The sequence below is a fragment of the Actinomycetota bacterium genome (assembly GCA_030774015.1).
Taxonomy (GTDB): Bacteria; Actinomycetota; UBA4738; order UBA4738; family JACQTL01; genus JALYLZ01.
The window spans coordinates 22,927-36,950 of the sequence record JALYLZ010000028.1 but is presented as its reverse complement, the minus strand read 5'-3'; the positions used below and the strand labels follow the sequence as shown (position 1 = coordinate 36,950).

Sequence of the window (14,024 nt, the reverse complement as noted above, 5' to 3'; positions counted from 1 at the left end):
CTAGTCTGGGACAGACTAGCTGGCCGACCCCGCCGCCCGCACCGATCCCACCCCGCCGGCTTCGCCCAATTCCTCCGCCAGCAACGCGCCCAGGCGCCGCACGCCCTCCCGGATGGCCTCCGGCGTGGGATGGCAGAAGGACAGGCGCAGGTGGTCCCGGCCCCGCTCGTCCGCGTAGAAGGCGGTGCCGGGAACGTACGCCACGCGGTGCTCCACGGCCCGCGGCAGCATGGCCTGGGCGTCCACGCCGCCGGGCAGGCGCACCCACACGTAGAAGCCTCCGGCGGGAAGGGTCCACGACGCCCCGGGAGGGAACGACTCGGCGAGCGACGTGAGCATGGCGTCCCGGCGCTCCCGGTAGATCGCCACGAACGAACGGAGGTTCTGCCGCCACCGGTCGCCCTCAAGGTACCGCTCCGCGATGAGCTGGGTGAGCGAGCTGGAGCAGAGGTCGGCCGCCTCCTTGGCCACCACGAGGCGCGCCAGGACGCCGGGCTCGGCCACGGCCCACCCCAACCGCAGGCCCGGCGCGAAGACCTTGGACACGGTTCCCAGGTAGATGACGTTGGTGGGGTCGAGGGTGCGCAGGCAGGGCAGCGGGTCGCCCTCGAACCGCAGCATCCCGTACGGGTTGTCCTCGACGATCGGAATGCCCGCGTCGCGGCACACCTCGACGAGCTGCTGCCGGCGGTGCAGGGACATGGTGACGCCGGCCGGATTGCTGAAGTTCGGGACCGTGTACAGGAACTTGGGCCGGGCCCCCGCCGCGAGGGCGCGTTCCAGCTCGTCCACCACCATCCCGTCGTCGTCGAGGGGGACCGGGATGAACCGGGGCTCGTAGGCGGAGAACGCCGACAGCGCGCCCACATACGCCGGCGCCTCCACCACGATCTCGTCGCCGGGGTCGATGAAGATCTTGGCCACGAGGTCGAGGGCCTGCTGGGCCCCGTTGGTGATGACCGCGTCGTCGGGGTCTGCCGGCGCGCCCTCCTCGGCCATGAGCGCGGTCACCGCGTGGCGGATCCCCGGAAGCCCGGCGCCGCCACAGTACTGGAGCGCCGCTCCGCCGTGGAGGTCGAGCACGTCGCGCACGACGTCGAGGACGTCCTGGCGGGGCAGGGCCTCGACGAAGGGCATGCCGCCGGCCAGCGAGACCACCTCCGGGCGCGAAGCCACCGCGAACAGGGCCCGCACCTCCGAGGCGGACATTCCCGCCATACGGGAAGCGAACAATTCGATCTGGGGATCGGCCACCAAGTCGGCCACAGTCCGCCGATGCTAACAGGCCACCCGAGGAAGCCATCCCAAGCGGGAGGCAGGCCGGCCGTCAGCTGGCCAGCGGGATTGTTGGGGAGCGGTTCGGACGAGGGGCTTCGGCGGTTGGTCGCGGACAGGCCGCAGGGACGCAAAGGACGGCGGGCTCGCGCAGCGTGGGGTTGGGTGGGGACTGGCCGCGCGGAGCGAACCCGCCGTCCCCAGCGCACGATCCGGTTTGGAGGCATCGATCGCGGTTCGGGCGGCGAGCCAACGATCGGGTTTCACGCCGACGCCTTTGCTACCCTGCCGACCCTATGGCACGCGTGCTCTCGGGGATCCAGCCGACGGGGGACTTCCACCTCGGCAACTACATCGGCGCCGTCCGGCACTGGGTCCCGGACCAGGACGTCAACAACAGCTTCATCATGATCGTGGACCTCCACGCGATCAGCGTGACGTTCCCGGACGAGCTGGCTCGGCGGACCCTCGAGCTGGCCGCGATCCTGCTGGTCGCGGGCATCGACCCGGAGCGTTCCACGCTGTTCGTGCAGTCCCACGTCCACGAGCACGCCGAGCTCACGTGGGTCCTCAACTGCGTGGCCAACATGGGCGAGCTCCGCCGGATGACTCAGTTCAAGGAGAAGGCGAGGGAAGGGCAGGAGGGCGCGGCCCCGGTCGGGCTGTTCGTATACCCGGTGCTCCAGGCGGCGGACATCCTGCTGTACCACACGGACCGGGTCCCGGTGGGAGAGGACCAGCGCCAGCATGTCGAACTGACTCGCGACCTGGCCGAGCGGTTCAACCGCCGGTTCGGCGAGACGTTCACGCTGCCGGAGCCGGCCATCCCGAAGGTCGGCGCGCGGGTCATGGACCTCCAGCACCCCCTGGCGAAGATGTCGAAGTCGGCGGAGTCGCCGCAGGGGACGATCGCCGTGCTCGACTCGCCCGACGTCATTCGCAAGAAGATCCGGAGCGCGGTGACCGACTCCGGCCGCGATGTGGTGGCCTCACCGGACAAGCCGGCCATCTCGAACCTGCTGACCATCTTCTCGGTGGTCTCGGGGAGGGCGGTGGAGGAGCTCGAGCAGGAGCACGCGGGGAAGGGCTACGCGCCGTTCAAGCAGGACCTCGCGGAGGCGGTGGTGGCGCTGATCGAGCCGTTCCAGCAGCGCCATCGCGAGGTGATGTCCGACCCCGGGGAGATCGAACGCGTGCTCCGGCTGGGGGCTGACAAAGCGCGGACCGTCGCGGCGAAGACGCTGGCGGACGTGTACGGGCGGGTCGGGTTCCTCCCCCGGACTTGAGCATGGCGACCAACGATTACCGGCCCGCCACCGAGGGTTCCACGAAGGACGAGGTCGTCCGGGCCCTCAAGGCCCTGGGCCTCGGAGCCACCGTCGGTCTCGTCCTCCTGGCCCTGAGCCGGAGAGGCAGATCCGCCGCCTCGCCTCGCCGTCGCTAGGCGCCCAACAGCCGGGCCTCAGGGGTCGAGGCCCCGAGTCAGGCCCGCGCGGCGTTTCCTTCCGGCGCAACGACACCGGCCTGGGCCCCGAAGAACCGCTGCACGCCGTTGGCCAGTGCGATGGCCAGGTCGTGGCGGAAGGCCTCCTCGCCCAGCAGACGGGCCTCCCGCGGGTTGGTCAGGAAGCAGGGTTCCACCTGGACGGCCGGCATCCGGGTCTCGCGGAGGATGGTGATGGTCATGGGGTGGGTCCGGCCGTCCGTCAGCCCCAGCCGCGTCACCAGCTCCTCCATGACCAGCTCTGCCAGACGATGGCCGGCCGGCGAGAAGGACTCCTCGTGCCCGTAGTACAGGCACATGGCCCCTTCCGCGGCGGGGTCGCCCTCGTTGAGGTGCAGGGAGACGCAGACCTCGGCCCCCCACTGGTTCGCCCGCTCGGCTCGCTCCTCCGGCGTGGGGTTCTCGTCGGCGTGCCGGAGCAGGTTGGGTTCGGCGCCACGGCGGGCCAGCTCCTCGGCCAGGGCCACGGCGAGGCCGAACGCGGCGTCCGCCTCCGAGGTCCCGCTCAGCCCCATCGCCCCCGGGTCGTCGGAGCCGTGGCCGGCGTCGATGGCCACCCGGGCTCCCTCCAGGGTCGCGTTCAGGCGGCTGACCGCCTCGCGCTCACGGACCACCGCCCCCGAGACGGCGCCCCCGGGCTGGTCGGGCTGCGCCACCCGGACCAGCTCGTGCACGCTCTCGGGGCCGACGATCCCGTCGGGGCGCATGCCCACGTTCCGCTGGAACTCGCGTACGGCCCGGTCGCACCGCTCGCCGAAGATGCCGTCCTCGCGACCGGCGTCGAAGCCGAGGGTGTTCAGCCGGCGCTGGAGCGCCAGCACGTCGTCGCCCCGGAACATCGGATAGCGGAAGTACAGGACCCGGTCGCCCAGGCTGTAGCCGGCCTCGACCAGGCCGTTCCACGTCTCCGGGCCCACCCGGCCGTCCACCAGGAACCCTCGTCGCTGCTGGAACCCCCGTACGGCCGCTTCCGTGGACGAGCCGAACTGACCCTCCAGCTCCGGCGGGTCGATGCGCGAGCCCAGGGCGGTCAGGCGGTGCTGGACGTCGCGGACGTCGTCGCCTCGGTCACCGGCGCGAATGGTCCTCATACCACCAGTATCGGGACGGCCCGGCCCGGGTCGCAAGCTCAATTGCAAGCGCGGGGCCGGTCGGAACGGCTCGCTCAGGCCGTCACGCCGCGAAGTGCGGCTCGATCTCCCGCAGGATCGCGTCCTTGCCCCGAGCCCCCACCACGCGGGCCTTCTCCTGCCCGTCCTTGAACACGATCAGGGTGGGGATGGACATGACCCCGTATCGCCGGGCGGTCTCCGGGTTGTCGTCCACGTTCAGCTTCCCCACGGAAAGCGACTCCGCGTGGTCGCGCGCGATCTCCTCGACCACCGGCGAGACCATGTGGCACGGAACGCACCACTCGGCCCAGAAGTCCACCAGCACGGGCTTGTCCGACTGGATGACCTTCTGCTCGAAGTCCTGATCCGTCACGTCACCGATCTGGCTCATCTCGTCTTTTCCTCCTCAGGCTGCCCCACGCGGCATGTCCCGTACAACGCCGGGGACCGCCGGTTTCATCCTTCACCGTGTATACCCAGCGTCGGTGGGGAAGCCCCGCGCCGTGCCGGATTGTACGGCCGTCAGTGGCCCTCGGCTTCCAGGAACCGCTCCGAGTCGATGGCCGCCTGGCACCCCATGCCGGCCGCGGTGATGGCCTGCCGGTACACGAAGTCCACCACGTCGCCGGCCGCGAACACGCCCCCCACGCTGGTGCGGGTGGTGGGTTCCTGGACCAGGATGTACCCGGCCTCGTTCGTGTCGAGCTGCCCCTGGAACAGCTCCGTGTTCGGGTCGTGCCCGATGGCGACGAACACGCCGCCCGTGGGGTGCTCGGTCTCGGTGCCGCTCTCGAGGTCCTGGAGCCGGACCCCCGACACCGCGCCGTCACCGAGGACCTCCTGCACCGCCGAGTTCCACACGAACTCGATCTTCGGGTTGTCGAAGGCCCGGTCCTGCATGATCTTGGAGGCGCGGAGCTCGCCGCGACGGTGGACCACGGTGACCTTGGTGGCGAACCGGGTCAGGAAGATGGCCTCCTCCATGGCGGAGTCGCCGCCGCCCGCCACCACCAGCTCCTGGCCCCGGAAGAAGAAGCCGTCGCAGGTTGCGCAGGAGGAGACGCCGCGGCCGCGCAGCCGGTCCTCGCCGGGGATGCCCAGCCACCGCGCGCTGGCCCCGGTGGCGATGATCACCGTGCGGGCCCGCCATTCCTCGTCGCCCGACCACACGCCGAACGGACGCTCCGACAGGTCGACGCGGGAGGCCTCCTGATGCAGCAGCTCCGCGTCGAACCGGGCGGCCTGCTTCTCCATCTTCTCCATGAGCTCGGGGCCCAGGATGGCGTCGGGGAAGCCCGGGTAGTTCTCGACCTCGGTGGTCAGCATGAGCTGGCCGCCGGCGTCGAGGCCCTTCAACACGAGGGGCCTGAGGTTGGCCCGGGCCGTGTACAGGGCTGCCGTCAGTCCGGCCGGCCCCGAGCCCAGGATGACCACGTCGCGTTCTTCAGGCACGTCCATTTTCCATTCTCCCATACGGGAAAACGGCGTCCTATTCCCCGGCTGCGGGGTCGGGTGGCAGCCGTGGGGCGGTGGGGTGCGGGGCGGCTACGGGATCACGCTGCTCGTGTAGTTGAGCAGCGAGCAGTCCGAGGCCGAGACCACCCACACCGTGATGAGGTCGGCGGGGCGGCCCGGCTTCGAGCTGGCCGCGTAGACGCCGATGTACGCGGGAGTTCCCTCGAACCTGGCCCGGATGACCTGGACGAGGCCGGGGGTGGACGACGAGCCCGCCGCGCTCTCGAGGCAGGGAAGGGCCGACGCCGGCGGGGAGGCCGGTACGGGCGACGGTGACGGGGCAGGCTCGGTGGCGCTTCCCAGGGTCGCGGGACCCGGCGGGCTTGGGTTCAACGGCGCAGCGGGGGCGGTACCCCCCGAGGGGGACTTCCCGGGCGGCACGACCGCGCGGTCGAACTTCCGGGAAGTCTTGGCCACGCGGGAGGCCAGGGTCTGGATCGAGGCCGCGTCGTAATCGATGGACTGGCGGGTGACGGCCACAGACGGCACCGACTCGGCGCCCGGACCCACGGAAGCCACGCCCTTCTGGGGAGCGGCGGCGGGCTGGATCGGGCTGCCGCCGCCGTGCAGCGCGCTCCAGGCGAACACCCCGATCACCGCGGCCGCGGCGGCCGTACCGACGCTCCACGCCACCCGGGCCACCCGGGACGAACGATGCGAAGAGCCCCCGACCGTGATCCGGGCCCGGCGGGATCCGCCGCGGCGGCGAAGACCCTCCACCATCGGCCGGGTCACCCCGGCGGGCACCTCGAGCTCCGAGAGTCCCCCCAGGCCGGCGCGGGCCCGCCGGCACAGCGCGAGCTCGTCCTGGCACGTGGCGCACCCCGCGAGGTGGCGTTCGGCTTCCTCGCGCTGGGCGGGCTCGAGCGAGCCGTCGACGTAGCCGGCCAGCAGCTCGTCGGGGTGTGTCGCTTCCCCTGGGGTGGTGGGATCGGTGGGACCGGTCATGGAGACATCTTCCCCTCAGACGGCTCGGGGCTCCCCGAGCGTTCCCCGGGAAGCAGGCGGCCCAAGGCCACCCGGCCGCGGTGCAGGCGCGACTTCACCGTGCCCACGGGCACGCCCAGGATCTCCGCGATCTCCTCGTAGCCGAGGTCCTGGACGTCGTGCAGCACCAGGACGGCCCGGAACTCGTGCGGAACTTGGACCAGGGCCCGCTGCACGTCCACCGCGGTGGAGGCGCTATCGGCGTGGTCGGGCGAGGGCGGGCCGGCCGGGCGGGCGGGCCGGTCGTCCTCGGATGGCTCGTCCAGCACGGGCTCGCGCTTTCGCTTGCGGAGGATGTCGTAGCAGGCGTTCACGGTGACCCGGTGCATCCACGTGGTGAACGCGGCCTCCCCCCGGAACGACGACAGCTTGCGGAGCGCCGTGAGGAAGGCGTCCTGGGTCGCGTCGCGAGCATCCTCCTCCCGGCCCAGCATCCGGTAGGCCAGGTTGTAGACGCGGCGCTCGTGGCGGGACACCAGTGCGGAGAACGCGGCCTGGTCGCCCGCCACGTACCGGCGGACCAGGTCCGCGTCGGATGGATCGCCGGGCGAGCTAGCCACCGGAGCCGTAGACGGCGAACTCCGCGATGGTGGCGCGGTTCCCGTCGGCCGTCGGGACCACCTCCGTGATCCACACCAGCACGTAGCGGCCCGAGGTGGAGTCGATGGACCGGCGCATGTTCGCGGCCGCGGTGAACGCGGGGCCGGGCTGGTTCTGGAGCTGGGTCGGGTCGTCTCCCACCCGGATCTCGAAGCGGAACCCGGGGTTGGGCGTCTGGAGGCGGAACCCGGTGACCGTCTGCGACCCGCCCAGGTCGAACAGCAGCCCCACCCCCGGCTTGGGGGCCAGGCTCAGCTGGTTGTAGTTCTCGGTCTCCCAGAAGGTCTGGGGGTCGCCGTCGACGGCATCCTGGGCCAGGTCGTCGTGTTCCTGACGGTCTCCGAAGGGGTCGAACGCCTGCACGCCGGTGACGTGGAGGGCTCTTCCGGTCGGGGGCGCGCCGGTGCCCTGTGTCGACGGGGTCTCCGGCTTGGCTCGGACCCCCAGCGGTCCGCCCAGCTCGAGGCGGCCGGCCAGGAGCCCGATGACGATGGCCGCCGCGGCCAGCAGCACGAGCAGCAGCGGGACGAGCATCCAGGACCGGAACACGCCGGCGCCCGCGTGTCCCTCCGGTTCCACCTGCCGCTTCACCCGGGCGGTGGGGGCCGCGACCAGCCCAAGCCGGGACAGGGAGGCCGCCATGGCCTCCGCCGAGGCGAAGCGCTGTTCCGGATGACGGGCCATCGCCCGCATCACCACGGCGTCGAGCGGCCTGGGGATGCCGGCCCGGATGGCGCGCGGCGGGACCGGGTCCTTGGTCAGGCGCAGCATGGCCGCCGCGAGCTCGGTGGGCGCGGCGAACGGCAGGCGGCCCGTGAGCAGCTGGTACAGCACGGCGCCGCAGCTGTACACGTCCGAGCGGGCGTCGATCTCCTTCCCCTCCACCTGCTCGGGCGACATGTACGGGACGCTGCCCAGCACCTGGCCGGTGGTGGTGGGCTCGTTGCCCAGGTAGGCGGCCTTGGCGATGCCGAAGTCCGCCACCTTCACCCGGCCGTCGGACCCGACCAGCACGTTCGCCGGCTTGACATCGCGGTGGATCACGCCGGCGTCGTGGGCGAACTGGAGGGCCGTGAGCACCTGGAGCATGATGGCGACCGCCTGCGACGGGTCCAGAGGGCCCTGCCGGGCCAGCACGTCGCGGAGCGTCTCCCCCTCCAGGAGCTCGATCACGATGTACGTGAGGCCGTCCTCGGTTCCCGTGTCGAAGACCCGGACGATGTTCGGATGGGTCAGGCGGGCCTCCGCCAGGGCCTCGGCCCGGAACCGCTCCAGGGCGTTCGGGTTCTTGGCCAGATGTGGGTGGAGGATCTTCACGGCCACCGATCGCTGGAGGATCCGGTCCGTGGCCCGCCACACCGACGCCATCCCGCCCTCGCCGGCCAGCTCGACGAGCTCGTAGCGCCCGCCGATGACGGTACCGGTGGCGAGGTTCTCCATTGGCCGAAGTCTACGGGGGTCGGGGGTCGGGGTTGGGGGAGCTTCCAGGCCGAGCCGCGTCGCCGTGGCCGGGAGCGTCCCCGGGGTGGCCTCGGGTCAGACCGGTGGACCGCTGGTGGAGGTCGCCTTCACGATCCCCAGGTGCTTCAGGAACCCGATCCGGTGCACAACCATGGTGGCCGCCTTCTTCTTCAGGACGACCGTCACGTCGCCGTTCGTGTCGATCACCAGCTTCACCAGATGGGCACCCTCGTCGTTCTCCTGGATGGCCTCGAGGGCGGCCTGCTTCGCCGAGGGAACCTGGTGCGAGGACCCGAACGCGCTGGAGGCGGCCGAGGCGGCTGCATCCGCGGCGTCCTGGAGCTTCAGCTGGGTGAACAGGATCGAGCCGCCCTCCACCGCGGCGAGCCCGAGCACGAGGGCCACCACCAGGAGGATGACCACGCTCCTGCCCACCAGGCCGGCTTCGGCCGAGGGGTCGACGCGGCGAAGCCGGCTCACCGGCGGATCCTCCCGCCGAGGTAACCGCGGAGCAGCTGGAGGTCCTCCATCCGCAGCAGCACCGCCAGGATCAGGAACGTCGCCACGCCCGCTGCCACCGCTCCCAGCACCTGGAGAGTCTGGCCCGCCAGCGTGGCGGTGTTCAACGCCTCCTCCAGGCCTCGCGCGGCGAGATACGCGACCACGCCGGTGGCGGCCCCTCCGACCAGGACCTTGCCCAGGCCGGCCAGCACCAGCCGCCCTTCCAGGCCTCCCAGGCGGCGCCGGATGGCCACGGCGGCGGCCACCGCGGCGAACGTGTACGCCGTGGCGAACCCCAGCGCCAGCCCGCGGACCCCGTAGAAATGGAAGAACACGAAGTTCATCACCGTGTTTATCGACACCGCGGCGATGTTGATGAATGCCGGCGTCCTGGTGTCCTGCGTGGCGTAGAAGGCCCGCAGGAGCAGCTGGAACGCGGAGAAGGGAAACAGGCCGATGGAGAAGAACACGAGGATTCGGGCCACCAGCTGGGTCTGGGCGCCCTCGGCCGCTCCGTGCTGGAGGAGCAGCCGGACGATCGGGCCGGCCAGGGCGAGGTAGCCGGCCGCCGCCGGGATCACGATGAAGGCCGTGCCGCGCAGGCCCCTGGCCAGCATGGTCCGGAAACCCTCGAGGTCCCGATCGGTCCACCGTGAGGCCATGGCCGGCAGGAGCGCCGTCATGATGGACACCGCGAAGATGGCGTGGGGCAGCTGGAACAGGATGAACGCCGCGGTGTACGCGGCATAGGCCGTCTTCTCGGCGGCGAGGACGATGACCACCAGCAGGCCAAGCTGGTTCACCGCCACGTACACGAAGACCCACAGGGCCAGACGCGCGATCCGGCGGACGGCTTCGTGGTGCCAATCGAAGCTCCATCGGAACCGGAACCCCAATCGCCGCAGCGACGGCCAGAGCACCGCCGTCATCGCCACCACGCCGAGGGTCGTCCCGACCGCCAGCACCAGCTTCTGGCCGGCGGTGATCCCGGAAGCCGACGGCACCGCCTCGCTGCCGTGCATGGCCGCGAACGCCAGCATCGTCGCGATCACGATCAGGTTGTTCAGGATCGGCGCGAACATGGGGACGGCGAACCGCCGGTGCGCGTTGAGGAGCCCGGTGGCCACCGCTCCGACCCCGTAGAACACGATCTGGGGCATGAACCAGCGCAGGAAGAAGGTGCCCAGAGCCCGTTCGGCATCCGCTTTCGGCCCGTGGAGGTTCAGCGTGTACAGGCGGATGAACAGCGGCGCCGCGACAAGCGTGAGGACCAGGATCGCGGTCAGGACCACCATGGCGATCGACATGACGGAGCGGGCCACCTCCCACGCCTCGTCGCGACCCCGGGTGTCCAGCCATTCCACGAACACGGGCACGAACACCGACGTGAGGATGCCGCCGAGCACCAGCTCGTAGACGATGTTGGGGGTGTTGTTGGCGACCGTATACGCCTCCGCGACCTGGGAGTGGGCCACGCCGATCGCGTAGGCCATGGCGGACAGGCGCAGGAATCCCGTGAGCCGGGACAGCCCGGTCCCCACCGACATGACCGCGGTGTGGCGGACGAAGCGGCTGCCCGTGTCCTTCTCGGCCGGCCCCGGAGGACCGGCGTCCGGCTGATCCGTCACTTCGGCTTCCTCACTCGCGAGTCCGGGCCCGGAAACGCGGCAGGAACCGTCTCCCCCACCAGGCCAGCAGGAACAGTGCAGCCCCGATGGTGATGATCAGCGCGACGAGGTTGTAGGCGGTCGATCGCACCACCAGCTCATCATGGGTCAGCTCGACCCCGGTGGGTGTGAGGATCTGCACCTGCACCGGGAACCGCCCGGTGGTGCGGGCCTGGACGTGGAACAGCAGGGTCGCGGAGTCCCCGCTCAGTCGGATCGCCTGGGTATCGGCGGGCAGGAACGACAGCCGGTTCGACACCAGGCGAACCGACACCCTGACCGGGTAGCCCGTCCCGTTCGTGATGCCCACCGGGATGATGCCGTTGCGGGAAGCCAGCGTCCGCGCGGGGTCGGAGATGTTCGGACGGACCTTGTCGAACTCCGTGGCCAGCCGGTCCCGCACCGAGTCCAGGAAGCGCCGTCCCGCCAGGTGCTGGTCGGTGAACGAGTCGGACTCCGCCAGCAGGACCGTGGTCTCCAGGCGGTCGGGGAGCGGGTTCGGCCGCACCAGGATGGAGCGGTAGGTCTGGATGTCCGTGCGGACCGAGCGCAGTGTCCCGACGTACCAATCGGGGAAGGTCGCGCCGGTGTTCGGGTCGAGGGACGCCGGCTCGGACGGGGGCGGGAAGTTCCGGGCGATGGTGGTGGCCTTCTGGAGGGTCAGCCAGGGAGCCGCCCCGATCTGCGGCAGCAGCGGCGCGAACAGGTCCCCGGGAAGCGGGAGGGTCTCCGGGAAGCTGATGGCCAGGGAGCGTTCGACGCCGGGACGCTCCAGCCAGATCTGGGCCAGCTCGCCGAGCACCGACTGCGCCGCCAGCCGGGGGTCCTGGGCCAGCGTGTCGGACGTGAGCAGGCCCTGCGTGTCGGCGTCGGGGATGATCGCGGTCACCGTCTCGGTGGGCGACACCTGGAGCGCGGTGGTGGCGGGCTGGGCGAAGTCCTTCTCCTGGGCAGGGCGGTTCCGCACGAGCTCGGGGTCCACCAGGAACACGTGGAACCCCTGCTGCCACAGGGCGAACAGCGAGGCCTGGTCGAGCTTCGAGTGGGGTGGGCGCACCACGTCCCGGTCCGGCGTGACACCGGTGACGGCTTCGACCTCCTGGCGGCCTCGCTCCAGCTGGGTGGAGAGGTCCCCGCCCAGGCCCGCCGCGACCAGCGCCGGCACGCTGGGGTCGGCGAACGGCAGCGCGGACAGCTCCACCGTCGGCGAGGCCGCGATCTTCTTGATCTGCTGGAGGAGGGAGGCGGCTTCGCCGGACGCGCCCTGGCCCGCCGCCACGTGCTGCTCGGTCGATCCGGCCCGTTCCGTGAAGCCGTGCTGGAGCCGGTCCAGCTGGTCCAGGAGCATGGGCGAGAGCACCAGGTCGATCGCGGGTGGGTGCGGCTCCGTGACCAGCCCCCCCAGCCCGTTGACCTCCTGGCGGATCCTCCCGCCCGGGGCCAGCAGCACGCGCACGGCGTCCGCGTCGAACACGCCGTCGGGGCCGTACAGGATGGGCTTGTCCAGCACGAACGTGCACGACAGCCGCAGCGGGGTCAGGGCGCGATGCTGCCCCTGCGGGAAGACCAGGAAGATGATCGGGGAGCGGATGGTGGCCAGGGAGGCATCGTCGGAGCGCAGGTCGAGCACCAGCGGATAGATCGCGCTCTGCCCGCTGGAGGCGAGGTCGTGAGGAAAGACCGACAGGTCGATCGGCTGGAGGAGGAAGGTCCGCGTTTCCCCCGGCTCCAGCGTGCCCTTGAGTCCCAGGGTCTCGCCGAACAGGAAGACGGAGTCGGCCGGGTTCCCGGTCAGCGACAGCTTGTACGCGGTCCGGGAGCGAACCGGTGACCACACGGTGATGCCGAGGGAGAGGTTCGTGAGCGGTGCGGTGCCGTGGTTGGTGGCCCGCACGCCCAGCCGGAGCAGGGGCTGCTCCAGGGTGTTCCAGGGGCTCTGCCGGACCAGGACCAGGGAGACCTCCCCGGTGATGGTCTGCGCGGCCACCTCCGGTGCGAGGGCGGCGAGCACGAGGGTGGCGGCGAGGGATGCGGCGAGCCGTCTCATGGCGGCCCGGTCATTGTAGGCCGGCGCGCTCCAGGATCTCCCGCTCCGAGCCATAGGACGCCATCCGCAGCGCCTCCCGGAACGGAATCCACCGGACCTCCTCCATCTCGTGGTCGTGCCGGGAGACGTCCCCGCCGGTCGCCCGCATCAGGAAGAACCGCACCCGCTTTCGGACCCGCGCGCCATCCCACACGTAGAAGTAGGAGATCTCGCCGAGGTCCCGCTCGATGTCGGCGTCGATCCCGGTCTCCTCCCGCACCTCCCGCACGGCCGTCTCCTCCGGACGCTCGTCTGGTTCGATCTGTCCCTTGGGCAGGCCCCACGCCAGGTCGCCCCGCTTGGTGCGCCGCGACGCCAGCACCACCTCGGGTCCCTCCGGACCGTCCCGGAAGACCACGCCACCGGCCGAGACCTCGGCCCTGGTCCTCATCCCTTCCGTTCCGAAGCGATCCGTTCCGAGGCGATCCGGGCCACCTTGGCCCCGCTGGCGCGGACGAGGTCCTTCCCGCGGACCTTCAGCACGGCGGTGGCCTCCCCTCCGGGGAAGTACAGGACGGGCTCGGAGGTTAGCGCGCGGTCCATCACCACCGTGAACTGCTCGGGAAGTCCGACCGGCGGGGTTGCTTCGGCGAGGTACTCCGAGAGCTGCGAGCTCCGGGCCTGCGTGGCCTTGCGGAGCTGCTCCACCTTCGCCGCCCGGGCCAGGCGCTTCGGGTCGGGGTCGGATTGCGACGAGACCAGGGCGGCCAGCGGCCCCCGGTCCGTCTCGAACACGACGACCTTTCCCACCTGTTCCGGGGGAAGGTCCAGCACGGAAGCCAGCCGCTCGGAGGATCGAAACCGTCCGCGCACGTTGAACAGCTCGTGGGCGATGTCCCGTTCCACCAGATGGTTGTGGACGTCGACGCTGGTTCGCATCGGCGCAAGTATGGCAGTAGGCCCGGCTGGACCCCGACACATGCGTGGGCCGCGCTGGCCAGCGCCGAGCGTTCTTCGTTGCGTCTTGCTGGAACTTCAGGATTTCAAGCCGGTTCGACCTGCCGGCCGGGGGCGGGTGGCGGGCCCGCCCCTGCCGTGCGTTACCGGGAGCCGCCCTTGCGGCCGATCTGCTGGTAGAACTCGATGCCGTACCGCTTCTTGGTGGTGTCGCCGCCCTTCTTGCCGCCGATGCGGCCGATGCGGCCGAAGAACTCCGGGCCGTAGCGATTCTTCGTGGTGAGTCCGCCCTTGCGCCCGGCCTCCGCCCGGCTCATGCGTCCGTTGCCCTGCGCCACGTGTCAGTCACCTCCGCGTCGTTGGGGTCCCTCGCTTTGTACCCGGTGTTCCGCAGAGCAACACGACTCGCCAGGAAAAGG

15 protein-coding genes are annotated in these 14,024 nt (G+C 71.0%); 2 read left to right on the top strand and 13 right to left on the bottom strand.

What is annotated here, in order from left to right; translation table 11 throughout:
* Window positions 1–15: 15 nt before the first annotated feature.
* Window positions 16–1,266: a PLP-dependent aminotransferase family protein gene (locus M3Q23_02420; GenBank protein ID MDP9340967.1), complete on the bottom strand. Its 1,251-nt coding sequence runs from the start codon at window positions 1,264–1,266 to the stop codon at window positions 16–18.
* A gap of 305 nt (window positions 1,267–1,571) precedes the next feature.
* Here M3Q23_02420 and trpS point away from each other — a divergent pair, with 305 nt between their 5' ends.
* A complete protein-coding gene (gene trpS, locus M3Q23_02415) occupies window positions 1,572–2,561 on the top strand; it encodes a tryptophan--tRNA ligase (GenBank protein ID MDP9340966.1) in 990 nt (329 codons plus the stop codon).
* Window positions 2,562–2,563: 2 nt separating this feature from the next.
* Entirely contained in the window at window positions 2,564–2,719 is a 156-nt protein-coding gene (locus M3Q23_02410; protein MDP9340965.1) for a hypothetical protein, read from the top strand.
* Window positions 2,720–2,757: 38 nt separating this feature from the next.
* Here M3Q23_02410 and M3Q23_02405 read toward each other — a convergent pair whose 3' ends face one another.
* From M3Q23_02405 to M3Q23_02350, 12 genes are all read right to left on the bottom strand, one after another.
* Window positions 2,758–3,870 (bottom strand): N-acetylmuramoyl-L-alanine amidase, encoded by a 1,113-nt coding sequence (locus M3Q23_02405; protein MDP9340964.1) that lies wholly within the window; start codon window positions 3,868–3,870, stop codon window positions 2,758–2,760.
* An 82-nt stretch (window positions 3,871–3,952) separates the two neighbouring features.
* Window positions 3,953–4,282, bottom strand: coding sequence for a thioredoxin (gene trxA / locus M3Q23_02400; protein ID MDP9340963.1), 330 nt, complete (start codon window positions 4,280–4,282; stop codon window positions 3,953–3,955).
* A 131-nt stretch (window positions 4,283–4,413) separates the two neighbouring features.
* A complete protein-coding gene (gene trxB / locus M3Q23_02395) occupies window positions 4,414–5,343 on the bottom strand; it encodes a thioredoxin-disulfide reductase (GenBank protein MDP9340962.1) in 930 nt (309 codons plus the stop codon).
* A gap of 93 nt (window positions 5,344–5,436) precedes the next feature.
* Window positions 5,437–6,354 (bottom strand): zf-HC2 domain-containing protein, encoded by a 918-nt coding sequence (locus M3Q23_02390; GenBank protein MDP9340961.1) that lies wholly within the window; start codon window positions 6,352–6,354, stop codon window positions 5,437–5,439.
* Complete coding sequence (locus tag M3Q23_02385) at window positions 6,351–6,953, bottom strand: sigma-70 family RNA polymerase sigma factor (GenBank protein MDP9340960.1); 603 nt, start codon at window positions 6,951–6,953, stop codon at window positions 6,351–6,353. Before M3Q23_02385 ends, M3Q23_02390 begins: the two co-directional genes overlap by 4 nt.
* Window positions 6,946–8,433 (bottom strand): protein kinase, encoded by a 1,488-nt coding sequence (locus tag M3Q23_02380; GenBank protein ID MDP9340959.1) that lies wholly within the window; start codon window positions 8,431–8,433, stop codon window positions 6,946–6,948. The genes M3Q23_02385 and M3Q23_02380 overlap by 8 nt, the downstream gene beginning before the upstream one ends.
* Window positions 8,434–8,529: 96 nt before the next feature.
* On the bottom strand, window positions 8,530–8,934 hold the full coding sequence (locus M3Q23_02375; protein MDP9340958.1) for a pilus assembly protein TadG-related protein: 405 nt from the start codon (window positions 8,932–8,934) through the stop codon (window positions 8,530–8,532).
* Complete coding sequence (gene murJ / locus M3Q23_02370) at window positions 8,931–10,583, bottom strand: murein biosynthesis integral membrane protein MurJ (GenBank protein ID MDP9340957.1); 1,653 nt, start codon at window positions 10,581–10,583, stop codon at window positions 8,931–8,933. The genes M3Q23_02375 and murJ overlap by 4 nt, the downstream gene beginning before the upstream one ends.
* A gap of 10 nt (window positions 10,584–10,593) precedes the next feature.
* Window positions 10,594–12,669, bottom strand: a complete 2,076-nt coding sequence (locus M3Q23_02365; GenBank protein ID MDP9340956.1) for a DUF6049 family protein — start codon at window positions 12,667–12,669, stop codon at window positions 10,594–10,596.
* Window positions 12,670–12,679: 10 nt separating this feature from the next.
* The gene (locus M3Q23_02360; protein ID MDP9340955.1) at window positions 12,680–13,099 is read right to left on the bottom strand and encodes an NUDIX hydrolase; all 420 of its coding nucleotides are present in this window, start codon (window positions 13,097–13,099) and stop codon (window positions 12,680–12,682) included.
* Window positions 13,096–13,587, bottom strand: coding sequence for a YbaK/EbsC family protein (locus tag M3Q23_02355; GenBank protein ID MDP9340954.1), 492 nt, complete (start codon window positions 13,585–13,587; stop codon window positions 13,096–13,098). Before M3Q23_02355 ends, M3Q23_02360 begins: the two co-directional genes overlap by 4 nt.
* Before the next feature lie 161 nt (window positions 13,588–13,748).
* The gene (locus M3Q23_02350; protein ID MDP9340953.1) at window positions 13,749–13,943 is read right to left on the bottom strand and encodes a hypothetical protein; all 195 of its coding nucleotides are present in this window, start codon (window positions 13,941–13,943) and stop codon (window positions 13,749–13,751) included.
* Between the last annotated feature and the right edge of the window lie 81 nt (window positions 13,944–14,024).

What these genes read in the sequence shown, in the direction of transcription:
- M3Q23_02390 (MDP9340961.1), bottom strand. Translation starts at nt 6,354, where the DNA reads ATGACCGGTCCCACCGATCCCACCACCCCAGGGGAAGCGACACACCCC.
- M3Q23_02355 (MDP9340954.1), bottom strand. Translation starts at nt 13,587, where the DNA reads ATGCGAACCAGCGTCGACGTCCACAACCATCTGGTGGAACGGGACATC.
- M3Q23_02405 (MDP9340964.1), bottom strand. Translation starts at nt 3,870, where the DNA reads ATGAGGACCATTCGCGCCGGTGACCGAGGCGACGACGTCCGCGACGTC.
- M3Q23_02380 (MDP9340959.1), bottom strand. Translation starts at nt 8,433, where the DNA reads ATGGAGAACCTCGCCACCGGTACCGTCATCGGCGGGCGCTACGAGCTC.
- trxA (MDP9340963.1), bottom strand. Translation starts at nt 4,282, where the DNA reads ATGAGCCAGATCGGTGACGTGACGGATCAGGACTTCGAGCAGAAGGTC.
- M3Q23_02360 (MDP9340955.1), bottom strand. Translation starts at nt 13,099, where the DNA reads ATGAGGACCAGGGCCGAGGTCTCGGCCGGTGGCGTGGTCTTCCGGGAC.
- M3Q23_02410 (MDP9340965.1), top strand. Translation starts at nt 2,564, where the DNA reads ATGGCGACCAACGATTACCGGCCCGCCACCGAGGGTTCCACGAAGGAC.
- M3Q23_02365 (MDP9340956.1), bottom strand. Translation starts at nt 12,669, where the DNA reads ATGAGACGGCTCGCCGCATCCCTCGCCGCCACCCTCGTGCTCGCCGCC.
- trpS (MDP9340966.1), top strand. Translation starts at nt 1,572, where the DNA reads ATGGCACGCGTGCTCTCGGGGATCCAGCCGACGGGGGACTTCCACCTC.